Source organism: Paenibacillus wynnii, assembly GCF_000757885.1.
Classification (GTDB): Bacteria; Bacillota; Bacilli; order Paenibacillales; family Paenibacillaceae; genus Paenibacillus_AQ; species Paenibacillus_AQ wynnii.
The window spans coordinates 152677-177688 of record NZ_JQCR01000002.1 but is presented as its reverse complement, the minus strand read 5'-3'; the positions used below and the strand labels follow the sequence as shown (position 1 = coordinate 177688).

15 protein-coding genes are annotated in these 25012 nt (G+C 46.2%); 12 read left to right on the top strand and 3 right to left on the bottom strand.

The features are described 5' to 3' along the window. Window positions 1-386: 386 nt before the first annotated feature. Window positions 387-2789: a type I pullulanase gene (gene pulA / locus PWYN_RS03770; RefSeq protein ID WP_036648692.1), complete on the top strand. Its 2403-nt coding sequence runs from the start codon at window positions 387-389 to the stop codon at window positions 2787-2789. 68 nt (window positions 2790-2857) lie between these two features. On the opposite strand, the gene PWYN_RS27795 is transcribed toward pulA, so the two are convergent. Next, window positions 2858-4471: a diguanylate cyclase domain-containing protein gene (locus PWYN_RS27795; RefSeq protein WP_052087730.1), complete on the bottom strand. Its 1614-nt coding sequence runs from the start codon at window positions 4469-4471 to the stop codon at window positions 2858-2860. Between the two features lie 1004 nt (window positions 4472-5475). On the opposite strand from PWYN_RS27795, the gene pheS reads away from it, so the two are divergent. From pheS to PWYN_RS03720, 9 genes are all read left to right on the top strand, one after another. Continuing rightward, a complete protein-coding gene (pheS, locus tag PWYN_RS03760; protein ID WP_036648690.1) occupies window positions 5476-6510 on the top strand; it encodes a phenylalanine--tRNA ligase subunit alpha in 1035 nt (344 codons plus the stop codon). A 337-nt stretch (window positions 6511-6847) separates the two neighbouring features. Then, the gene (gene pheT / locus PWYN_RS03755; RefSeq protein ID WP_036648688.1) at window positions 6848-9295 is read left to right on the top strand and encodes a phenylalanine--tRNA ligase subunit beta; all 2448 of its coding nucleotides are present in this window, start codon (window positions 6848-6850) and stop codon (window positions 9293-9295) included. A 183-nt stretch (window positions 9296-9478) separates the two neighbouring features. Beyond that, window positions 9479-11497: a cell division protein ZapA gene (gene zapA, locus PWYN_RS03750; protein WP_338049190.1), complete on the top strand. Its 2019-nt coding sequence runs from the start codon at window positions 9479-9481 to the stop codon at window positions 11495-11497. A 149-nt stretch (window positions 11498-11646) separates the two neighbouring features. After that, complete coding sequence (locus PWYN_RS03745; protein ID WP_036653157.1) at window positions 11647-12630, top strand: sugar-binding protein; 984 nt, start codon at window positions 11647-11649, stop codon at window positions 12628-12630. Next, the gene (locus PWYN_RS03740) at window positions 12627-14054 is read left to right on the top strand and encodes a sensor histidine kinase (RefSeq protein ID WP_036648684.1); all 1428 of its coding nucleotides are present in this window, start codon (window positions 12627-12629) and stop codon (window positions 14052-14054) included. The genes PWYN_RS03745 and PWYN_RS03740 overlap by 4 nt, the downstream gene beginning before the upstream one ends. 31 nt (window positions 14055-14085) lie before the next feature. Continuing rightward, window positions 14086-15666, top strand: coding sequence for a helix-turn-helix domain-containing protein (locus PWYN_RS03735; protein ID WP_036648681.1), 1581 nt, complete (start codon window positions 14086-14088; stop codon window positions 15664-15666). A 204-nt stretch (window positions 15667-15870) separates the two neighbouring features. Beyond that, window positions 15871-16956, top strand: coding sequence for a D-xylose ABC transporter substrate-binding protein (xylF, locus tag PWYN_RS03730; protein ID WP_052087729.1), 1086 nt, complete (start codon window positions 15871-15873; stop codon window positions 16954-16956). A gap of 74 nt (window positions 16957-17030) precedes the next feature. Then, window positions 17031-18545 carry a xylose ABC transporter ATP-binding protein gene (locus tag PWYN_RS03725; protein ID WP_036648679.1) on the top strand — a complete coding sequence of 505 codons (1515 nt, stop codon included), beginning with the start codon at window positions 17031-17033 and terminating at the stop codon, window positions 18543-18545. A 1-nt stretch (window position 18546) separates the two neighbouring features. Continuing rightward, window positions 18547-19740 (top strand): sugar ABC transporter permease, encoded by a 1194-nt coding sequence (locus PWYN_RS03720; RefSeq protein ID WP_084146578.1) that lies wholly within the window; start codon window positions 18547-18549, stop codon window positions 19738-19740. Window positions 19741-20292: 552 nt separating this feature from the next. Here PWYN_RS03720 and PWYN_RS03715 read toward each other — a convergent pair. Then, entirely contained in the window at window positions 20293-20685 is a 393-nt protein-coding gene (locus tag PWYN_RS03715) for a cupredoxin domain-containing protein (RefSeq protein ID WP_036648677.1), read from the bottom strand. A 450-nt stretch (window positions 20686-21135) separates the two neighbouring features. Between PWYN_RS03715 and PWYN_RS27790 the strand changes: the two genes are divergently transcribed. Next, on the top strand, window positions 21136-22053 hold the full coding sequence (locus PWYN_RS27790) for a GGDEF domain-containing protein (RefSeq protein WP_157261080.1): 918 nt from the start codon (window positions 21136-21138) through the stop codon (window positions 22051-22053). 74 nt (window positions 22054-22127) lie between these two features. Here PWYN_RS27790 and PWYN_RS03705 read toward each other — a convergent pair whose 3' ends face one another. Further along, window positions 22128-22475, bottom strand: a complete 348-nt coding sequence (locus PWYN_RS03705) for a phage holin family protein (RefSeq protein ID WP_036648674.1) — start codon at window positions 22473-22475, stop codon at window positions 22128-22130. Window positions 22476-22627: 152 nt separating this feature from the next. Between PWYN_RS03705 and PWYN_RS03700 the strand changes: the two genes are divergently transcribed. Continuing rightward, complete coding sequence (locus PWYN_RS03700) at window positions 22628-24997, top strand: endonuclease MutS2 (protein ID WP_036648670.1); 2370 nt, start codon at window positions 22628-22630, stop codon at window positions 24995-24997. The last annotated feature ends 15 nt before the right edge of the window (window positions 24998-25012 follow it).

The window sequence follows — 25012 nt, the reverse complement described above, 5'->3', positions numbered from 1 at the left end:
CGTTTTAGGGCATTACACTTTTCCAACTACTTATTACCGGCTCCCTTTGGGGAGTCGGTTTTTTTTGTATCTGGCTCCACAAAGTGGGGTGTTTTGTAAGGATGAGTTTTGATATATACTTTATTTAAATTAGATATTTTATGATAAAAAGTCTTTAATGCTCATGATCACTTACCGATATTAATAACAGGGGACAAATTCCTTTCTGTAGGAACCCAAACCTGTGAACATATTGTTACATATTATAGTAGTGAATCCTGAGCAAGTTGTTTTTATGTTAGTCTTGCTTGCAGAGCAGTGCAAGTATGAATTTGATATATATTGGAAATATATGGATCTATTAGCTTGTTGGCTAAAAGCCGGAAGCGATGGGATGGGTGATATTAATGAAAAGCAATTATATAAATTCAGAATCCGCAATGGATCGTTATGAAGGTAAGGACCTTGGTTTAACGTATACTCCGGTAAGCAGTGTCTTTAAGGTATGGGCACCCACAGCTAAATCTGTGTCGCTGGTCCTGTATGCTACAGGTGGAAATGAAGATAACCTGAGTTCTGTTTCCGATATCGGGGACAAAGGACAACTCATTCAAATGCAGCCTTGGGTGGATGGACTTTGGCAGGTTAAGGTAAGCGAAGATTTGATTGGGAAATATTATATGTTCCGCGTAACCTTTGAAGAAGGCACCGTTCAGGAGGTTGCGGATCCTTATGCGACTGCGGTATCTGCCAACGGCGTAAGAACGGCTATTGTGGATTTAAAGAGTACTGATCCGGAAGGTTGGACAGAGGATATAGCTCCACCTTTATTACACCCGACTGATGCCGTTCTTTATGAACTTCATGTCCGTGATTTTTCAATTCATGACAGCTCGGGAATGGAACACAAGGGGAAATATAAAGCGTTTACCGAGACGGGGCTCAAGGATGATGCAGGGAATGCACTGGGTATCGACCATTTAGTTGAACTGGGCATCACTCATGTGCATTTAATGCCTGTTTTCGATTTTCAGACCATTGATGAATTGAAGTCTGAAGGTGATGCAAGTACCAGAATGCCTCATTTCACAGACTATAACTGGGGTTATGACCCGCAGCATTATAATGTGCCGGAAGGCTCCTACAGCACGAATCCAGCCAACCCTGTGACCCGTATCACTGAATTCAAGGAAATGATTCAAAGTCTGCATCGTCATGGAATCTCAGTCATTATGGATGTCGTATATAATCATACCTATTCCGTGGAGAACGGTCCCTTCGATCGGCTGGTGCCGGGTTATTTTTACCGCCATGACTTTACCGGCCGACTCTCGAACGGGTCGGGTGTTGGGAATGAACTTGCCACAGAGCGGCCAATGGTACGCAAATATATAAAGGATTCGTTATACTACTGGGCTAAAGAGTACCACATTGACGGATTCCGCTTCGATCTTATGGGCTTGATTGACAAGGTGACCATGCGTGAAATTACGGAAGAGCTTCGCTTGGAGGTTAATCCTAATTTTCTTATATATGGTGAGCCTTGGACAGGGGGAGATTCTCCGCTGAACACCAAAACCTTGAAGGGTATACAACGGGGGAAAGGGTATGCTGTATTTAACGATAACTTCCGTTCTGCGATTAAAGGTGACAGCGATGGATGGGGAAGAGGCTTCGTAACGGGTGAGTACGGTAAGGAAAGTGCGATTGCCGAAGGTATTAAAGGGGCTATTCATGATTTTGCCGATTCCCCTATAGAATCCGTTAATTATGTTACGGCTCACGATAATTTGAACCTGTGGGATAAAATTCTAGCTGTGCAGGGGAAACGTCAAGAAGCAGGGTTTCCAGATATTGAGAACGGTCAGTTGAAGGATGGCGGCAGTGTCGAGGAAGCTGTAGCTCTTTCAAACCCTTACGTAACAGTAAATGAAGAGAATGTTCTGGATAGTGAAACGGTTCGCCGTTCCCTCCTCGCGAATGGGATAGTGTTGACCTCGCAGGGGATACCTTTCTTACATGCTGGAGATGAATGGCTTCGCAGCAAGTATGGTGACCACAACAGTTACCGGAGCAGTGATGCTATCAATGCCCTGAGATGGAACAACAAGAAGGAATTTATGCCTGTATTCAAATATTATCAAGGCTTACTGGATCTACGTCGCAGCCATCCGGCATTCCGCTTGCATGGTCGGCAGGAAATTGAACGCTCTCTAGATTTCATCCGCTGTGATAACGGGGTAGTAGCTTATGTACTGAAGAACAACGCCGGCAGTGACAGCTGGAATAATATTGTTGTGATCTTCAACGCCAATTCATGGCCGATTTCAATAGATATGCCTGACCAATCTAACCATTGGAATATAGTGGTGGATCATACCCGCGCGGGTAAGGAGGCCTTCCGTACCGTAGAGGGCAGAGAAGTGCAGGTTGAAGGACTGTCAATGATGGTTCTATACGACGAATGCATTCAACCAGGCCCGCGCAGCAAAATTATTCAGGTTCACTACGATCGCCCCGATGGTGATTATCGCGGTTGGAATCTGTGGGTATGGGGAACGGGAATACAGGATGGACAATGTGATTTTAGTTTTATGGAAAATGGAAGAGCAGTAGCTATTATTGAAGCGTTGCCGGAGACGGAAACGATTGGGTATATCCTAAGGGTTAATGATTGGGAGGAAAAGGACGGCGGCGGAGATCGATTTATTGACTGTCCTCCCGGAGAAAAGTTGATAAAGGTAGTGATTCATGATCGCGAAAATGACGGTGGAGAAACAGCAGAAGATCATCTGCAATTGACAAGTTAAATCGAAAAAAGGCTGTTCCTGATCATCTCTACGATGACTATGGAACAGCCTTTTACATTCCGGGAAAATTAAGTACGTCCATTCTTTTGATTCGGAAACCCTTCATCAATGGCCTTATTGTACAGATTAGCTTCGTTGCCCCCATGACTTTTGGAACGGTACATGGCCAGGTCGGCAGCGCGCAGGAGATCGTTGATGCTTTGACCGTGCAGCGGATACAGGGCTACCCCTATGCTTGCAGAGGTGTGAAAGCTTGAGCCTTTGTTAACCGACCATGATTTATTGAAGAGCTCGAGCAGACGGGCTAGCATTTCGTCCAACATTTCTGAAGATGAGAAGCGATGAAGAACGACCGCAAATTCGTCGCCTCCGATGCGAAATGCCTGTCCGGCCCCTTTTACAGTTTGCTGAAGCTCCCGAGAGAGCATCTGGAGAAATTCATCACCGGCTAAATGGCCGAGTGTATCGTTTAGCTGTTTGAACCTGTCACAGTCCAGTAAGGCAAGGGCTATTTTCTGACGCCGTTCTTCCGGCTGGGTGATCAGGTTCTCCATGTACATTTTGAAATGCGCCCTGTTAGGTATAGCCGTTAGATGATCATAGAAGGCTAATTTGTGAAGTCGCTCTTCGTATTGTTTGCGTTGCGTAATTTCACGGGATACGAGCATGAACTGAGCAGGGAAGGAACGACTTCCTTTGATCGGGGAGACTTTTGTCTCCAACCAGACCCATTGCCCATCCGCTCCCCTCATCCGCAGTTCAGACATTCGAGGCGTTCCTTGAACAACACTTTTTAGCTTGGCCCAAGCAATTTCCGGTTCACGAATATAATTAGAAAGCGGTTCCCCTTTTTTAGGAATATGCCCGAGTGCCACAGAATGTGATGGCGATGCATACAGAATTAAACCGTTGGGGTCGGTCAGTACAATAAAGTCGGACATGGTTTCACCAATAAGCTGATACAAAGACTGTTCCTCTAACATTTCATTTTGCAGCACGATAATTTTTCGGCCTAAGTAGATAATAACCAGGATTAGAAGAAACAACAGAAGGGAATACAGGGCGAACAAGGCACTCTTCTGGTTTTTAAAATGACTGGTTACCTGCTGAGCATAGCTATCTACAAGATTCTCGGATTTATCGAGACTGGCCCGGGTTTCATTCATCTGCAGATTTACTGCAATACTGGAGAATGACTCCGGGCTAATATTACTCTTTAAACGGTCAGATATCATACTTCGACCAACGGACATCCATTCGGCGAAGGAGGTATCGAAGGACGACAGCTCCGTTTTAAGTTCAGCCAGTAGTAAATCTTCACCCGGAAACTTGGTATTGAGTCCCTTAACTGAGGAGATATTCTTAGCTACGGTATCGATTCGCTCTTTTGCCTGCATAATATTCTCTTCAAATACCTGAGCGTATTGATCTCGTTCTTCCTCGGTTGTTACTTGACCCAATACGGAATGAAGTGCCAAGGAGGACTGATGAAGATCTCGATCTGCGTTTAAGATGAGTTCTGAATTCTGATACACATCTTCGTATAAAGAACTGGAGAGCTTATTAATAGTATGGTTCAAATATAATAAAGAGGCGATGCTTATAGCAACCAGAAGAATGGATATAGCAGCGAATAAAAGGATCAATCTACGAGTTACTTTGACTTCGGAAAAACCAGCCACTGTCATCCTCTCCCCGGATAAACATATTAGGAAAACCGCAGTACACAGTTGATAAAACGTTGGAGAAGATGCGAAGCAGGAGAGTGAGCCTCCCGGTATATCGAATATCCTTTCAGTATATAGGACGTTCTACATAGAGGGCAATTGCTCGCCTGATAAATATTACTACCAATAGTAGGAAACTCTTCTCGCTCTCCAAGTAGAATAGGCCCCAATTTATCGGTCCTGTAGGCCTTTCAACCCGCAACCCGAAGAGGAGATAAAATTTCACCAGTAGAACAATAACATTTATAAGATTATGTATAGTCTTCTTTCTTCACTCTTCATTCTATTTCGAACCCTTGCAACCTATTACCCACCTTTGTAACAAACGATACAGTCTTTTGTTCTAAAATATGAATTATAAGATATAAACTTTCCTTTTTTCATGAGGCATGTACCACATATCAATAATTTGTGTAAAGTTAGGAATTAATTCCCATGGCGTATCCAACTTTTGGCCCAGCTTGCCAAAGCAACTTATTTTGCATATAATAAATGAACATATCTTCTTTTATTTAAGAAGGTAATTGATTTGAAATTATTGTAAATGCAATGATGGAGAAGAGTAAGCAGCGCCTGACTTACAGGGAGGAGACGCCAGTGATTGAGAGCGTTTCTACGAAACAGAGCTGCCCAAGTTCACTCCGGAGCAGTTCCCTGAAATCTCACTCAAGAACACTTGAGTATGTACAGTAGGGGTTCACCGGCTGCAGACCGTTATATCTGTGTAGAGTGAGACGGATCATTTTGTCGTGCCGCAGAGATTACAATCTCTGAAGCAGGATCAGGATAGGCTGTCTAACAAGGGTGGTACCACGGTCTTTTCGTCCCTTTACCGGGAGGAAAGGCCTTTTTTTGTTTTGAACCCCAGCTTAGAACTGAAATAAGCAAGGAGCGTAAGCTCCAATTTGCGGGGTTGAAATGTTGATCTAACAATGATTTGAAGGGGGCTCTACACGGCCATGAAACAAAAATTGGAAGCACTAAAAATTGAGGCGTTAGCTAAGCTGCAGGAGGTTGCAGATCCGCAGGCTTTGAATGATCTACGTGTGAAATACCTAGGTAAAAAGGGTGAACTTACAGAGGTGCTGCGCGGTATGGGAGGTCTTTCTGCGGAAGAACGTCCGGTTATCGGGCAGGTTGTAAATGATGTGCGCGGTGCGATTGAAGAGATTATCACAGCTAAACAGGAAGCATTTCAGCAGCAGGAGACCCAAAACCGCCTGCAGGCGGAAAAAGTAGATGTGACATTACCGGGTCGCAGTATGGCTCAGGGAGGTATTCATCCTCTTACACGAGTGGTTCAAGAAATCGAGGATATCTTCATTGGTATGGGTTATCGTGTAGCCGAAGGTCCAGAAGTGGAAACCGATTACTACAACTTCGAGGCACTTAACCTGCCTAAAAACCACCCGGCCCGTGATATGCAGGATTCCTTCTACTTAACGGATGATTTGCTCATGCGCACCCAAACCTCCCCTGTACAAATTCGAACCATGCAGGGTATGAAGGGCGAAGCTCCTGTTAAAATCATCTGCCCCGGCAAGGTGTTCCGCCGTGATGATGATGATGCAACGCATTCCTTCCAGTTCCATCAAGTCGAAGGGTTAGTTATTGGACGCAACATTCGGATGAGCGATCTTAAAGGCACCCTGCAGCAGTTTGTACAGGAAATGTTCGGTCCCCATACAGGAATCCGTCTTCGCCCAAGTTTCTTTCCTTTCACTGAGCCAAGCGTAGAAGTTGACGTAAGCTGCTTCAAGTGTGGTGGTGATGGCTGTAGACTGTGTAAGCAAACAGGCTGGTTGGAAATTCTTGGCGCAGGCATGGTTCATCCCAAGGTGTTGGAGATGGGTGGATACGATCCTGCCGAATTCAGCGGTTTCGCCTTCGGTATGGGCGTGGAACGGATAGCTATGTTGAAATACGGAATCGACGATATCCGTAATTTCTACAATAACGATATGAGTTTTGTGAAGCAGTTCAAGGGCGTTTAGATTTTTGGTGGGTGGATTAAGTTGATAAGGTATAGGAACAGAATTGATTCTGGTTTGGGTTCTAAATAATTGAAGAATATTAAAGTAGGAACGAAGAGAAATTTTGGAACTGGAGAAGCGTTAGCGTTCGCCTTTATCCTCGGATTTCTACCGCGAAAAGCGGTTCAATCAGGAAATCTGAGGATAACAGCGATCGGAGGTCCAAATATTTATCGTAGTGCCTGCACTTAATATATATTTCTAAATAGGAATCCATTTAATCTTTTCTTCTCTATCCCGGCAATGAAAGACCGGCAAGTAGATAAATACATCTGAAACAAAAGGGAAGTGAGCGGACATGAAAGTATCAACCGGGTGGTTGGCTGATTATATAACGTTAGAAGGTGTTGCCGCCGAAGTGCTGGCGGATAAGATTACAGCTGCGGGTATTGAAATTGATGGCGTGGAGCGCCGCAATAAGGGAATTACCGGCATAGTAGTTGGCTATGTAAAGTCCAAGGAGAAACATCCAGATGCAGACAAGCTGAATGTATGTATAGTAGACGCCGGACAGGATGAGGACTTGCAGATTGTGTGCGGAGCTAAGAACGTTGAAGCGGGCCAAAAGATTCCGGTAGCACTTGTAGGAGCAAAACTGCCGGGTCTGGATATTAAGAAAGCGAAGCTGCGGGGTGTTTTGTCCCAAGGGATGATTTGCTCGGCGAAGGAATTAGGCATGAATGACAAGCTGCTGCCTAAGGATCAGCAAGAAGGAATTCTTGTTCTCCCCGAGGATACCGAGATTGGCCAGGATATTATGAAGGTTCTCGGTTTGAATGATGAGATCCTGGAATTTGATTTGACGCCTAACCGCTCGGATTGTCTCAGCATGATCGGTGCGGCTTATGAGGTAAGTGCCATTCTGGGCCGTGAGCTTAGTCTGCCTGACCCTGAAGCAGAAATTGTTGAGCACGCTACTAAGTCTACGGCAGATTCGATCTCCGTGAAGATTGAGGATGAGGCGTATTGCAGTCACTACGCGGTTCGTTATATAAGTGGTGTGAAACCAGCGGTGTCACCTCTTTGGATGCAGAATCGATTAATGGCGGCAGGTGTTCGCCCAATTAATAACATCGTAGACATCACGAATTATGTGATGCTGGAGTATGGACAGCCGTTGCATGCCTTTGATGCGGATAAAATAGAAGGCGGGAACATTACCGTCCGCTTGGCGAGCCCAAATGAAGTTCTCACTACACTTGACGGTCAGGAGCGTAAGCTTGAGCCGCAAATGCTCGTGATCGCTGATGGTGTTAAACCGGTTGCTCTTGCAGGCGTTATGGGCGGACTGAATTCAGAAGTAACGTCCGAGACGGTTAACCTGGTTCTGGAATCAGCTAAATTTGACGGGGGAACCGTACGCAAAACTTCACGTCAATTAGGTCTTCGTTCCGAAGCATCCCTGCGCTTTGAGAAGGAAGTAGACCCGCGTTCGGTCATTCCGGCTTTGAATCGTGCGGCAGCACTTATTGCTCAGTATGCTGGCGGTAATGTATATTCCGGTATCGTTCAAGCGGGAACCGATACAGTGGAGGAGAAGGTTCTGACCTTGTCACTGGATAAGTTAAACCGTTACCTGGGTACGGAATTATCGCTGCTTGAAGTGAAAACCCTGTTTGCCCGTTTGCATTTCCCATGCGGAGATGGCGATCAAGGGCATATTGATGTTAGAGTACCGACAAGACGCGGAGACATCAGCTACGATGTGGATCTCATTGAGGAGATTGCCCGCTTGTACGGGTATGACAATATCCCAACCACTCCAATTGAAGGTCCTACCACACCGGGAGCCTTGACTAAACCGCAGGCACTGCGCCGTGAACTGCGCCGTCTGTTATCGCATGGCGGTTATCAAGAAGTGCTCGGGTATTCCTTTATTCAACCTGAGCAAGGCAAGCTGTTCCCTGCTCTCTCTGAAGGCGGCCGTGCGGTTAGCTTGGCTATGCCGATGAGCGAAGACCGCAGTATTCTGCGCACAAGTGTGCTGCCGCAGCTGCTGGATATTGCCCAATATAATACGAACCGCCGCCAAAGTGATCTGGCGTTGTTCGAGATTGGCAATGTTTTCTTTACCGATGAAGAGCAATTAACCCGTCAACCGCGGGAACTTTCGGTACTGTCATTGTTGCTGAGCGGCAATCGTGCAGTAAAACAGTGGAATGTTACAACGCAGCCGGTTGATTTCTTCGACCTTAAAGGTGCATTGGAAACCGTATTTGCCTATCTGGGACTAACGGAAGCTATAAGCTATGAAGGGGACAGCCCAGAGGGTTATCACCCAGGCCGTTCGGCTTCAATATATCTGAATGGAAATGAAAGCCGCGTCAAGATTGGTACGATGGGGCAGATTCATCCAGAATTGCAGCGTAAACAGGATCTTGAGGATACCTATGCAGCTGAGGTTTTACTTACACCTCTGTATGAGGCCGCTCAGAGTCGTTTGCAGTATCGGGAGCTACCGCGCTTCCCTGGTATGGAACGTGATATTGCTTTAGTTGTAGATTCATCGGTTCCGGCGGGTGACTTGTTAGCATTGATCCGTAACCATGGAGGAAGCCTGCTTCAATCTGTTCAGGTATTTGATGTGTATACAGGCGGAAAGATGGAAGCCGGTAAAAAGAGTGTCGCATTCTCCCTTACGTACCGCCATCCCGAGCACACGCTAACGGACGAGGAAGTTGGAGTGGTTCATGAGCAGGTACTGGCCGCTCTTCAACAAAGTTTTGGTGCAGAATTAAGAAAGTAGCAGGAATTATGTAAAGCCGCAGCGAATCCCTTTAGAAACCGAGATTCGCTGCGGTTTTTCTGGATATAAGAAAGAATTGGTATAAACTATATTTTTGCAAAGTGTCAGTGAATGAAGATACAATATAAGCAGGGAAACCAGCTTAGAATCCGCACACCTACAAAGGAGGACACAACTGTGGCTATGGACCGGACACGTGTCGCCGTAGAGATATACGGCACTTCCTATAAACTAGTCGGAAGCAGCACTGAATATATGAAGCAAGTTGCCCGTTATGTTGATGAACATATGCGGACGATCTCCAAATCACACTCAAGATTAGATACACCGCGTATAGCTGTGCTTGCTGCTGTGCATATGGCGGAGCAAGCCTTGCAGGTACAGGATTTCAAGAATGAGCTTAACATGCTCACTGGAGAACGCAGCGAGCTGCGGGTTGAGGTCTCGCGACTTTTAGAAGTGCAGCGAGAACGACAGGAAGAGTTCGAGCGGCTTGAAGCCGCCGCCAAAGAAGAAGCAGGCCGGCTCATTGCCGCTGCTGAAGAAGAGCGCAAGCAGTATTTGCTGCTCCAGGAGCAGGAGCGATCCGTGAACGCCGAACTGCTGCAAGAGTCTGAGCAGGCTGCGGCAGCTGATCGTCAGAAGCTCGAAGAGGCGCTGCAAGAGCGCGAGCAGGAACTTAAAGCCCTGCGGGCAAGCTATGAAGCGGAGCAGGCTGCAAGCCGCGAGAGCCGTCGACAGGAGCTGGCAGATGCCGAAGCCATCCGTATTCAACAGCTTGAAGAGTTGAAATCTACTCATCAACAGGAACTCGAGAATATCCGTGAGACTCTTACTAAAGAGAAGACGGAAACTCTATCTATTCTGGAGCAGGAACTCTTGAATACTAAGGAATCGTTAGGCAAGGAACTCTTAGAAACTCGGACATCCTTGAGTGAGGAACTGGCGGATGCCAAGTCTTCACTCAGCAAGGAATTGAGTGAAGAGCGGGAAGCGCTGCAGAAGGAGCAAACTAAGAATAAAGAGCTCCGGCAATCCCAAGGAACCCAAGAGCATAGACATAAGCAGCAGGTAGTAGAATTGGAGAAGCAACTGGGTGAGCTGCGCGGAGGAACCGGACAGCTTCAATCACGGCTGCGCGCTGCGGAAGCAAGTCATAAGAGTGAACGTGATGCCCGTCTTACGCTGTTGGCTCAATATGAAGCGGTTATTAATCGTGAAGAGCAGCTTGGAGTGGAGCTCCGCTCTGCTACAGAACTAGGGACACAGCTGAATGAAGAGCTGGAAGAGCTGCGTCAGCGGTATGATCTCACTCAGAGCGAAGCCTCCTCATTGCGGAAGTCTGTGCAGGAAACCAGTGAGAGTCTTCGCCGGGTTCAAGACGAGCTTACCCGCTCGGCGGCAGATGCAGCCAGCTGGCAGGAGCTTGCAGATAAACGCATGGAAGATATCAGTGAGCTGGAGATGAATCTGCTGGAGGCGGAAGAGAAGTCTTCAATGCTGCAAAAGGAGATTGTTTCTCTTCATGGGCAGGCTGATGGCTTAGTCCAGCAGCTGGAGCAGGAAAGCCAGCTGCGTACAGAAGCTGAGCGTGAGCGCGAAGCTTTACGTGAGCATGGAGCTTTGGCTCAGAAGGAATTGTCAGCGCTGCGAGTTCGCTATGAGGAACTGATTGCCCAATATGATGAGGTTCTGCAAGACGGTGAACGGCTCCAGGAACGTTATCACTTACTGGAAACAGAAGGTGAAGAGGCTGCATTGCGCCTGGAAGAGCTGTCGGAAGCGGCACGTGAAGCTGCGGCTGCAGTGACTGATCAGCGGGAAGCCCTGAAGGAAGCTGAAGAATACGGGCTGGCTTGGAAACAGAAGTATGATGAATTGGCTGAGCGTCAGCGTGACTGGACGGATACTGAGCTTAAGCTTCGTGAGGAGATCACCCTCTGGCAGTTGGAGGTCGAAGAAGCTGAAGGTCAGCGGGAAACAATGGCTCGTGAGCGCAGTGAAGTGCTTGAACAACTTGGCGAGGTTGGAGATAATTATGAGATGGTTCAGGGACAGCTTCGATTGCTGCAGGTTCAATTTGACCAGCACCAAGTAGAACTGGAACAGTTAACCCGAGAGCATCGCAGCCTGCAGGCGGAATATGCCAAGCTCCAAGTTGAATATAATGAATGGATTCAACTGATCGAACAAGACAGTTGAATAACGGATGCTTCACAGAAGGGCTGACCCCAGTAGGTAAAATCTACTTGGGGATCAGCCCTTCTGTTCGTTTCCGATTCCCGCGCCATGATAATTTCTATTGCAACCGTTTTCAGTGAAAGGTAGGATGGTGGATGAGGTGAATGATTATGGATAAAAAGTGGCTGGCAGGTGTAGCTGTATTATTTTTAGTATTGGCGTATCTATTTATTGGCTTTGCGCATCAATCCGGTAAGATGGGTAGAATTGTTCAGGAATTGCACGGTCATCCCGGTAATTTGGGTCATCGTTATCATATTGTACTGATTGAGCAAGAGCGTTATCATCCTTACTGGGAAATGGTTGAGAAGGGTGCTGAGAAGGCTGCCGAAAAGTATGGGATTGATATTGAATTTACCGGTCCGGTCCGCAACAATATGGACGAGCAGATTAATTTACTGGAAAAAGCAATTGCTGCCCGAGTGGATGCCATTATCGTTCAAGGCCTTAACGGAGAGAAGTTTACCCCGGTCATAGACAAGGCCGTACAACGCGGAATTCCGGTGATTACTATTGATACCGATGCTCCGGCCAGCAAACGGCTGGCTTATGTAGGAACCGATAATGTAGCGGCAGGGGAAAGCTTGGGACGGCTAGTTGTACAGACAACAGGCGGTAGCGGAAAAATAGGTGTCATTATAGGGAGCGAGCTTGCCGAGAATCAGCTGCAGCGATTGAACGGGCTGAGAAATATTGTGAAGCAATACGAAAATCTGGAAATTGTAGAGGTTCGCAGCTCCAATATTTCACATATGGAGGCGATTCAGCAGGCCGCGGACATGTTGCGGGTCCATCCAGAAATTAATATAATGGTCGGCACAAGTTCGACAGATGCTCTTGGTGTTCTTCAAGCGGCCAAGAGTTTGAAACGGGATTCTCTTACCATTATCGGCTTTGATAATCAGGAGGCTACGCTTGCGGCCATTATAAGAGGTGAGATTAAGGCGACTATAGCACAGCAGCCTTTTCTAATGGGCGATACAGCAGTCAGGCTGCTCCATGAGCATTTTCAAGGAAAGAGCTTGCTGCCAGAATACTATACAGAGGTTAAGGTGCTGGATAAGCATAATGCTCAGGAGGGGGAAAGCCTGTGAGTATCCGCAAAAAGCTGTTAGTTTGTATTCCGTTACTCGTGCTCCTTATGAGCTCAGTCTCCTTTTTCTTATTTGAAAGCGGTAAAAATGTGCAGGAAAGCTATCATCTGATGATGAATCGAATTTTATTATACAAGGAAGTTTCTTATGAAGTTGGAGAGAATATGCGATCGATGAACCGGTTTATTATGCAGGTCGATGCGGACAGCTTTCCGGAGGTGGAGAAACATTTGACTGCTGTTCAGCAGCTGCGGCAGGAGCTCGATGGATTGGAGACCATTGGCGGAAGTGACCTTCCGTTAGTGAATTACCGTAATATTATCGATACCTTTCTAGAGCAAGTCGAGACTATGATCGGAAAGATTGACGATCAGGATTCCAATACCCTGGCAGGGGCTTACATTGAAGCAGAGAAAACCGAGCGTTTCATACGTGAAGAAGCACAAGGTTTAGTTGATATTGAGCTGGATCAGTATAAGCCGATTTATCAGGAAATTATGTCCACGACGGAGAAATTGAATCAACTGGGCAGTCTACTGGTAGTTACTGTAGCCGCGCTTAGTATTATTCTGGCGGTATGGCTCTCGAGCAGTATAACGGGGCCGATTCGGCGTCTGGTGGCTACGGCGAAGCAAATATCGAAGGGGCGAATGGATACCAAGGCCCCCGAAAGCATTAACAATGATGAGATCAGTATCTTGTGCAGAGCTTTTAACGGAATGATTGATAATATCCAGAGTTTGATGGCTGAGAATATTTCTAGCTTAGAGAAGGATCGTCTTGTCAAAGAGCTTGAGCTAAAAATGCTGCAAAGCCAAATCAATCCGCATTTCCTGTTCAATACCCTTAACTCTATCGCGAAGCTGGCCTACATTGAGGGGGCGACTAGGACAAGCGATCTTACCGTTTCCGTATCCCGTCTATTGAGATACAACCTGCAGAAGCTGGATCAGGCCGTACCGCTGCGTGAAGAGGTGGAAAATGTAACCGAATATATTAATATTCAGAGAGCACGCTTCCGGGATCGGATTTCTTTTGTAATGGATATTGATGAAAGAGCTCTGGAGGGTATGATCCCGTGTCTAACACTGCAGCCCATCCTGGAAAATGCATTCGTACATGGTATAGAACAGATGGAGGAAGGCGCCGAGTTGAAGCTCACGATCGGATATGTTGATGAGGGTGTGGGTATTGAGATTCGGGATAACGGGGTAGGGATGAGCAAGGAAACAGTGATGCTGCTCTTGGAATCCTTCCGGGACGAATCCCCTCGTTTTGGAGGGAAAGGTCAATCTACGGGACTGGGTACTCATAATGTATTCAAAAGACTGCATTTATTTTTTGACGGGGAGCAGAGTATTGAAATCGACAGTATCGAAGGTAAGGGGACTGCGGTTTTGTTCAAGCTTCCCTATCGCACTTAATTAACTATATGGATAAGAAAGGGCGGTTATAATGTTCAGCTTACTTATAGCAGACGATGAAGCCTTGGAACGTGAGGGACTGGAGCTGATGATCAGGCATATTCTTCCCGACACCTTCATTTTTTTGCACGCTGAAAATGGGCGGAAGGCTATTCAGATTACGGAGGAGCAGCGGCCGGATTTTATCTTCATGGATATTAAGATGCCGGGCATTCAGGGGTTGGAGGCTGTCAGGCAAATTTCAGCAAAGTTTCCTTCAATCAAAATTGTGATGATAACGGCTCATGATTATTTTTCTTATGCGAAAGAGGGACTTGCCCTTGGTGTACGCGATTATCTGCTTAAGCCAGCCAGACGTGAGGAAGTACTGGATGTGTTGAAGCTGCTGATTGCCGAGAAGGAAGAAGAGAAACGTTTGCGAAATGAGCAACTGGAGCTCCAGGAGAAGCTGTCACAACTGGTGCCGTTAGCCGAAAATGAGCTCTCCCTTATGCTTATGCTGGAGTCGGTGCAGGAGATGGAGCTGTCACAACTGGCCGGCCTTTTGAACTTACGGTGGTATAAAGGCTATGCGGCAGTGCTGTCATTTGCCAGACACTCTAAGAAGGAGTGGGAGGATTTCCAGCTGGTTAAGCGGGAGATCTATGAAGCCGTTAAGCACTTCACGAAGCCGAATCTTTCCTGTCTCGCCGGTCCTATCGTGGGTCATCAGATGGCTTTATTTATTCCTCTTCCACCGGGAAGGCCGGGTTATTCCCAGCGTGTCATTTCCCTTGACTGGGGAGAACGTATTCGAGGTTTTGTGGAGGAGCGGTTCCAGATATCCCTTTCTGTAGGCATTGGCTCGGTTCGTGAGGGCTGGGACGGAATGAGCCGATCCTACCGGGAAGCCGTACGTGTGTGTTCGGATGATAATGAGCTGCTGAGTGTGCGTCATTATGATGACATTACCCAGAGTTCAGGCCAGACTATTATTTCTCTGGATGATGAGAAGAAGTTGCTGGATGCCCTGCTGCGGCATAACAAACAGGAGACAGCAGAGCGTTTTGGCTCTCTATATACTATTCTGGAAGAAACGGAGTCTAGTTCATTTGCAACCTTGCGCGGAGAGGTAATAGGGCTGCTGCTGTTCTTGTGCCGGGGAATTCAATCCAGTGACGGAGCAGAGTTAATTACCTCTCTAAGTGCTTTGGAAGATAGTGAGACTCTTCGTACAAGAGCGATGTCCTGGCTTGACTCTTTCATCGATGGATTGAAGGAGGAGCGGGAGCAAAGCCGTTCACATGTGATGCAGAGGGCTCTTCTCTATATTGATAAAAAGTATAAAGAAGATATCTCGATGGAACAAAGTGCGGAATATGTGAATCTAAGCCCGCACTATTTCAGTAAACTATTTAAGCAGCATGCGGGGGAGACCTTTATCGACTATGTGACCCGGCTGCGCATCAATGAGGCCAAGCGATTGATTATGGAGGAGCGTCTCAGTCTGAAGGAAATATGTTACGAGGTGGGTTATAAGGACCCGAATTATTTCAGCAGGGTTTTCAAAAAAGCAACAAGTATGACACCTAGTGAATATCGTCAGCACATCGAAAGACAAAGTCCTTGTTAACCGACAAGGACTTTTTTGTGTTTTATAGCCGTTTTGTCCTGTGAATGATGCGCTAACAGGTTTCATTACAGAAGGCAGTAATCAAATGCAGGCTGAGAGTAAAGAAGTGCTGGGAATGGGCGCTCCATAGCCATTCGACCCGTGCTAAGCTTTGTTTGTAAGCGCAATCAATCATTTTAACTGGTGAAAAGGGGCGAAGAAAGAGTGAGAAAATACGGAAATGTCGTTCGTGTAGGATTGGTAGCTCTATTATTGGCATCATCACTTGCAGGCTGTGGAGTGGTCTCCAATGGGGATAACAAAAATACGGAAAAAACAGCTGCCAAGGACGGTGACAAAATTGTAATCGGAATGTCCATGGATACCTTGAAAGAGGAACGCTGGCAGAAGGACCGCGATATTTTCACTGCAAAAGTGGAAGAACTGGGAGGCGAAGTGAAGGTTCTAGCTGCTAACGGAGATGATGCTACACAACTGAGTCAAGCAGAGCAACTGATCTCTCAGGGAGTAGACGTACTCGTAGTTATTGCACACAATGCGGAAGCTGCAGCGCCGATCGTTGAAAAAGCACATAAGGAAGGCATTAAAGTTATTGCTTACGACCGTCTGATTAACAATTCAGAAGTGGACTACTATATTTCTTTTGACAATGTACGTGTAGGAGAATTCCAAGCCAAAGCCGTTATCGAACAGGCACCAAAAGGAAATATCGTCTATATCGGCGGAGCAGATACGGACAACAATGCTCATATGTTCAAGGAAGGCGCAATGAATATTCTGAAGCCCCTTGAAGAAAAAGGTGACATCAAGATTGTCTACGACCAATTCTCCAAGGATTGGAAGCCGGAAGAGGCTCTCAAAAATATGGAGAATGCCCTCACCGCTAACAACAATGATGTCCAAGGCGTAGTTGCAGCCAACGATGGTACTGCCGGGGGTTCGATTCAGGCACTAACCGCCCAAGGCATGGCTGGTAAAATCCCAGTCTCCGGACAGGATGCAGATTTAGCCGCTGTACAGCGTATTGCAGAAGGAACACAGTTGATGACTGTATATAAACCGATTAATGCCATTGCTACAAAAGCTGCCGAGATGGCTATGGCTGCTGCCAAGGGCGAAAAGATTGCTACTGAGAAGACTGTAAATAACGGCAAGGTTGATGTGCCTTCCGTATTGCTCGATCCACTTGCAGTGAACAAGGATAATCTGGATGTTCTGTTCAAGGACGGATTCCACAAGCTGGAGGAAGTGTACAAGAACGTTCCAAAGGATCAATGGCCGAAACAATAAACCAGTCAGTATGGCAGGTGCGGAACCTTTGGGTTCCGCTCTCTGCTGATTAAAGGTTAGAAAGGGGAACGGCAATGAAGCATGTATTGGAAATGGTGGACATCAGTAAAGAGTTTCCCGGTGTTAAAGCGCTGGATCATGTGAATTTTAAGGTGAAGCAGGGAGAGATTCATGCCCTTTGCGGAGAGAATGGTGCCGGAAAATCTACACTGATGAAGGTACTGAGCGGTTTATATCCTGCAGGAACATACAGCGGTGAAATTGTGATCGGCGGTGAGAACAAACAGTTCCACAAAATAACGGATGCTGAGAAAGCCGGTATCGCCATCATTCACCAAGAGCTCGCACTAGTCAAAGAAATGACCGTGGGTGAGAATATCTTTCTGGGTGCTGAGCCGTGTAAGCGCGGAGTCATTCAATGGGATGAGCTGTATCATAACGCCTCTGTATGGTTGAAAAAGGTTGGATTGAATATTTCACCAGACGTTAAAATTGGCAATCTCGGGATTGGTCAGCAGCAGCTGGTTGAAATCGCCAAAGCACTTTCCAAACATACGAAAATCCTGATACTAGATGAACCTACTGCAGCTTTAACTGAAAGTGAAGTTTCTATTCTCATGGGAATTTTGAATCAGTTGCGCAGTGAGGGAGTATCCTGTGTGTACATTTCGCACAAAATGCCGGAGGTTTTTGCCCTGGCAGATTCAATTACAGTGCTTCGCGACGGCCGTACAGTAGCGACTCTGGATCGTAACGAAACGGATGATGATAAGGTCGTATCTTTAATGGTTGGACGTGAATTAACGGAGCGCTATCCGCGAGTGGAGCATAAACCGGGAGACATCGTCTTAAAGGTTAGCCAATACAATGTGTGGCATCCGGAAAAGCGTAATCAGAGAATGATTCGGGATATTAATTTTTCGCTGCGTAAGGGTGAGATTCTGGGAATCGCCGGACTCATGGGTGCGGGACGTACAGAACTGGTCAGCAGCATTTTTGGAGCGTACGGAGGCAAGGCTGAGGGAGAGGTGCAGATCGAAGGGAAAACGGTAAAGATTAAATCCGTTGCTGAAGCCATTAAGGCTGGAATCGCTCTAGTGACTGAAGACCGCAAACGTCAAGGACTAGTTATGGGCATGGATGTTAAACGAAATACTACGATGGCCACTATGGGCAAGGTATCGAAGTTCGGTTTTATTAATGAGAATGAAGAGATTAAATGGGGACGCCAGTATGTGCAGGATCTAAAGACGAAAACAGCTTCGCTGGAAACGTTGGTAGGCACACTTTCAGGAGGAAATCAGCAGAAGGTTGTAATCGGCAAATGGCTGATGTCTGACCCGAAAATACTGATTATGGACGAACCTACCCGGGGGATCGACGTTGGAGCGAAATACGAAATATATAATTTAATGAACCGGCTGGTGGACCAGGGGGTAGCCATTATTATGATTTCCTCGGAATTGCCGGAGGTGCTGGGCATGAGTGACAGGATTCTAGTGATGTGTGAAGGGGAGTTCGTTAAGGAATTTCAATGGCGTGAAGCCACTCAGGAAAATATTATGCTAGCCGCAACGGGAGGGAAATAGGATGCAACTTCAAAAGGAACTTCAAGATAAAGTGGATATCCCTGTTACCAGAAAATCACTCTGGAGCAGCTTGTTTGGGAAAATGGACGTACGGGCCTATACCATGGTTGGTGCGTTGGTTCTAATATGGGTGCTCTTTGGATTTCTGAACCCTACCTTTCTGACCTCCCGTAACTTATCCAATCTATTCACACAAATGTCGGTTACTTCCATACTGGCTATAGGCATGGTGCTCGTCATTGTAGCCGGTCATATTGATCTTTCAGTAGGTTCTATCGTAGGGTTGACCGGAGGGATTGCCGCTATTCTAAGTAATTGGCTAGAGCTGCCGGCAATCGTTGTTATTCTCGGCACATTGGCTGCCGGTGCAGTATTAGGTCTGATTCAGGGCTGGCTTGTCGCCTACAAAATGATTCCTGCCTTCATAGTCACCCTGGGCGGAATGATGGTGTTCCGCGGCGTGCTGATGGGTGTCACGGAGTCCAAGACGATTCCGGTGTCTGATTCTGTGCTAGCGCTGTTGGGCAATGCTTATTTTGCACAAGGGTTCGGTATCATTATTGGTTTGCTGGCCGTGGGTATGCTTTTATGGACCGCGTATAATAAACGCCGTTCCCGGCAGAAATACGGCTTCGAGATCGCTCCTCTTGGAGTAGATGTGATGAAGGTCTCCGCCCTTGCCTTGATTGTTGTCTCATTCGTAGCAGTTATGAACAATTACAAAGGGATTCCATTCCCTATCATTTTTGTTATTGTATTGGCGATCATCTTTTACATTCTATCTACCAAAACAACGTTCGGCCGTCATATCTATGCCATAGGAGGTAATATTGAAGCGGCGCGTCTTTCTGGTATTAATATTAAAAAGAAAACGATGCTTATCTTTGTCCTCAGTGGATTGCTGGCTTCTATTGCGTCTATCGTACTGACTTCCCGCTTGGCATCTGCAACGATCACAGCAGGTAACATGGCCGAAATGGATGCGATTGCTGCCTGCGTAATCGGCGGGACTTCATTGATGGGCGGTGCAGGTACTGTCATAGGCGCTCTGATAGGCGCACTGGTTATGACCTCGCTTGATAACGGGATGTCTTTGATGGGGCTGGAATCTTTCTGGCAATATGTAGTTAAAGGCTCTATTCTTGTAATCGCTGTTTGGCTGGACATCTCCAACCGCAGCAAAGGTGTAAAGTAATATCCGAGAATAGTTGATTCTAGCTAAAAACTTTATGTGTCAAAACCTAGGCTGCTTTTAGTAGATCATTCTACTGAGGGCAGCCGTTCGTATTATAAAGTCAACCAGGAGGGTGCTGGTTGACTTTATTGTGGTTCATTGCACTTTGTGCATGCAGGATATAAGCGCGTTTCGGAGGTACTCAGTGAAATAGATGTATTTTATACACTTACCTCTAGCTTTTGGCGTTCGGATGTATGGATAGATGTAGTTTGTGCAACTAAAAAAACGAATATGCCGGTTAAACCCCGAAATACACAAAAATAAGTGTATAAAGTGCAATTAAACACCCTAAAGTGTGCTAAGAGAGAAATATAAGTGTACGTTGTGCATCTATATATATCTATTTCTACTCTCATACACAAACTTCTTGACGCTATCTCGTGCCGCCCCAGACGGCCGCCTCGTTATTACTCTGCAATGATGTTTAAGTGGGGGGACAAGAGAAGGGATGCCCCAGTAGCCATATGCATGGCAATGGAACATCCCCTCTGCTGCTAGACTAGTTAACCCCTAGTCCACGATTATTTTAGCGATCATAGCACTATGGCCAGAACCGCACATAACAGAACAGCTCATCTCGAAAGTACCTGCTTCTTCTGGAATGATAACCTGAGAGGTATTCTCCCGGTTCAGCTTTAGATTGAATTCGGGGATGAGGATACCGTGATTGCCACTCTCGTTCTCAAAAATAATTTTGACAGGAACCCCTTTTTTTAAATGGTATTCTTTAGAATCAAAGCTGTAGTTGGTTGCCTTAATTACCAATTCTGTTTCCGGAGCAACTCCTGTATCCGTAATACCGCTGTTGTTACCTGAGACTTCTTTATTAGTGGTGTTGTTACCGCAGGCAGTGAGAATAAGAATGAATAAAATAGATAATAGCAGAGTAAATTTTCTTTGCATCTTCATACTCCCTCCCAAATGGACGATATTAATATTACAAGGCTTGTGACAATTCAGTTAACACTATACCAAAGAAATGTGATATATGTTCTAGCAGTTATGAATTATTGGTGAACGATAAAACTCCTGTAACTAACCTTTGTCGATATATGTTGAAAAAAGATGCAAAAAAGGTTCGATTTCTTTATAATGAAGGCTAATATATTACAGGTATAAAGTAGGGGATCTCACATCAAACTATCTAATAATTCATTGAACACGGAGTTATGGAATCGTAGAATACTGAACGGATATTGGATAATTGCATTTTTCCTCCTGGTTTCACAGGTGCTTTTTGTACTTAATGCAAACCATCTTGATATCAAAAGCAAGATTGGCTCTGACAAAGAATACCTCTTTATAGTTTGTAACCTGCTGATTGTGGCTTTCATTTCAGGATCAGAATTATGGTTGCGCACCCGCCGGCAATACCATAAGCAAGTCGTGGTAGGCTGCGGTTATATTTTTTCCTACCTAATGTACTTTCTAATTGAGCCGTTTGTGGATGGCGCCCAAATGCTGTTAATGATGCCAATTATGATATCGCTTGTATATTTTGACCGTAAACTTCTTTACAGCCTTGGTTTCTTCAGTGTAGTGTTTTATGCTGGGATCTATTTTGGACTGGAGAGGGTAGTACTTCATAAACCGCTGCTTGAATTCTTACTGGTTGAATGTGTATTCATTGTGTTTGTAATGATGACTCAGGCTGTAATTATCCGTGCCCAGGAAGCTCAAGAACATTTGGAGCAGTTAACCAAGTCGGAGCAGGGCCTAATGGTAGAGCGGGCCATATCGGATAAGCTGCTGAAAATAGATGCTCTCACAGGGCTGTATAATCATAAAACGTTTCACGAATATCTGGATTTGCTGTTGGAGCAATGTGAAAGTAATGGCCTCCGTTTACAGTTGGCGCTTCTGGATATTGATAATTTCAAACGTGTTAACGATACCTATGGGCATTGGGTTGGGGATCTTGTATTGAAAGAGGTAGCAGCCAAGTTAGGCGGGATGATTGGGTTGAACGATTTTGCAGCCCGGTACGGAGGAGAAGAATTTGCAATCATTTTTACGGATAAATCATTGTCGGAAGCTTACTCTTACATCGAGGAACTGCGGATGAGTCTTGCGAGTATGGGGCATCCTTATGCAGGTGGAAAGCCGATCACTGTCAGTGTTGGTTTATGTAATTATGAGTGGGGTTTAGGAAAAGAACTAATGTTCCGAAAGACGGACGATGCTCTCTACAAGGCCAAAAAAGAAGGAAAGAACACCGTAATAACCGCCCTAACTTCGCAAGAGGAAGAGTATTTGCTGAATATAGTTTGATCCCATTTTGGACGCCCCTGCTCGGATTTTCGGGTCAGGGGCGTTCATGCTGAATAAGAAGATCAACAGCTCATCTATTTTCTAGCATCAAATGGAGTTGCTACAGGCAGGAACAAATCGATGATCCCGATAACCAAAGCGGCAAGAATAGCACCAAGGATGGAGACACTTACTCCGGTAACTACAAATTGGGCTAGCCAGATGACCAAGGCACTAACCAGAAAACCTACAATTCCACGGCCAAAGGGTGTTGTTTTGGAGCCGAAGATTCCCTCAATCACCCAGCCCAGAAGAGCAATAACCAGGGCTAGAATAAGGGCGCTGCCGAAACCCCCGATTGTAAATTGGGGAACAATCCAGCCCACAACGACTAGAACAATCGCTGCGACGATAAAACGGACTACATGACCTAAGAACTTCAATGACCAAACCTCCTTCGTATTAGCTGGGGAATATCTGCATTTGTTATTGTGGCCTGAACATCCTCTTTCTATGTTGGGTAACGATACCCAAATAGCGAAATGCGGACAAATTCGGTATAATAGTCTCATCTATGAAGGGAGCTGGACAGTAATTGGACGACAAAATTTTGCATACGCTTGAATATCGCAAGATTTTAAATAAATTGTTGCAATATACTCAAACCTCGATGGGACAGGATAGAGCGGAACATTTGAAGCCATCCGGTGATTTTGAAGGGGTAAAACGATTATTGCAAGCCACAGATGAAGGAGCTACAGTTGACCGATTAAAGGGGATTCCTTCCTTTAGCGGTATTAGTGATGTCGGTGGGGCGTTAAAGCGGGCCTCCATTGGAGGCATGCTAGGCACTACTGAGCTTCTTTCTGTTGGAAATACAATCGGCGGTGCACGTAGAGTCAAACGTTTTATAGCCGCGATGTATGAAGATGAGAAAATTGAAATCTTATTTGCTCTAAGTGATCTGCTTTCGGAGCAAAAGCCAGTAGAGGATGCTATTCGTGCTTGTATAGATGAGAATGCAGATGTGCTTGATACAGCGAGTACGGAGCTGGCAACGATCCGCCGTGAGCTTAAGGTCGGAGAGACAAGAATTCGCGAAAAGCTGGATTCAATGATACGTTCCACTTCGGTAGCAAAAATGCTGCAGGATCAGCTGGTCACTATTCGGGGAGATCGGTTTGTAATTCCCGTAAAGGCAGAATACCGTGCTCACTTCGGCGGGATTGTACACGACCAATCAGGTTCAGGTGCAACCCTGTTTATTGAACCGGAAACCATTGTGGCGATGAATAACAAGCTTCGGGAGACAAGGCTTCGCGAGGAACGGGAAATTGAGATCATTCTACACAAGCTGACAGCAATGGTAGGCGATATTGCAGAAGAAATGAAATATGATATTGATATCCTTGGCGAGCTTGACTTCATCTTTGCTAAGGCTCGTCTGGCCCGTGAGATGAAGGCTTCTCAGCCGCGTATGAATGACCGTGGATACCTTAAGCTTCGCAAGGGGCGGCACCCGTTGATTTTGGCGGAGCAGGTCGTTCCATTGGATGTAGAAATCGGGAATCAATACAGCTCGATCATCGTTACGGGACCGAATACCGGTGGTAAAACCGTTACCTTGAAGACCATTGGCCTACTAAGTCTGATGTCTATGTCAGGTTTGTTCATACCGGCTGAAGAGGGCAGTCAAATGTGTGTATTTGATGCTATTTATGCTGATATCGGTGATGAACAAAGCATTGAGCAAAGTCTCAGTACATTTTCTTCGCATATGACCAATATTATTTCTATTCTAAAAAGAATGACACCCAAGAGCCTTATTCTGCTGGATGAAGTGGGCGCGGGTACCGATCCGGCAGAAGGTTCAGCACTTGCCATCGCCATTCTGGAGCATATTCATCGAATAGAATGCCGGATGGTGGCGACTACACATTATAGCGAGTTGAAGGCTTATGCGTATGAACGTAAAGGTGTTATCAACGCAAGTATGGAATTTGATGTACAAAGTCTCAGTCCTACATACCGCCTCTTAATTGGTGTACCTGGACGAAGCAACGCTTTCGCCATCGCGGAACGATTGGGCTTGCCGGGTGCCATTCTGGATCACGCTCGGGGAGAAGTGAAGGAAGAGGACATGCGCGTAGAGCATATGATTGCTTCACTTGAAGAGAACAGGCTGGTTGCCGAGAATGAACGGGGGCGGGCTGAGGTTTTGCGTCTTGAAACCGAAGAACTGCGGAATAAGCAGCAGAAGGAAATAGAGAAGATTGAGGGTCAGCGGGATAAAAGGCTGGAGAAGGCCGAGAAGGATGCGGCGGCCATCCTTGATAAAGCCCGGAAGGAAGCTGAGGAAATCATCAGCGATCTTCGGCGGTTGGCACTGGAAGAGGGCGCTTCAGTCAAGGAGCATAAGCTGATAGAAGTACGGCGGCGTCTGGATGAAGCTGAGCCCAAACAGCGTAAAAAGGATACCTCACGTAGTGCGGCTAAGCCTCCCCGCAAAATTCAACCCGGCGACGATGTTGCCATATACAGCCTGAATCAAAAAGGGACTGTGGTAGAGCTTAGTGGTTCCAATGAAGCTGTGATACAGCTGGGTATTATGAAAATGAAGGTTCGATTGGATGATTTGGAATTGCTGTCTACAGCGTCCAAAGTTTCCACAGCACAACCTCAACTCCGTGCCACTACGGTGAAGAGAACCAGAGATGAGAATATCCGTAGTGAGCTGGATTTGCGGGGGACTAATCTAGAGGAAGCTATAATGGCGACTGACCGTTTTATTGATGAGGCGTTCCTTGGCAATCTCGGTCAAATATCAATTATCCATGGTAAGGGAACAGGCGTCTTGCGCTCAGGTATTCAAGAGTACTTGCGGAAGCACCGATATATCAAGAGCTATCGGCTAGGGAATTATAACGAAGGCGGAGCGGGCGTGACCGTGGCAGAGCTGCAGTAGCGCTTAAGCCCGGCG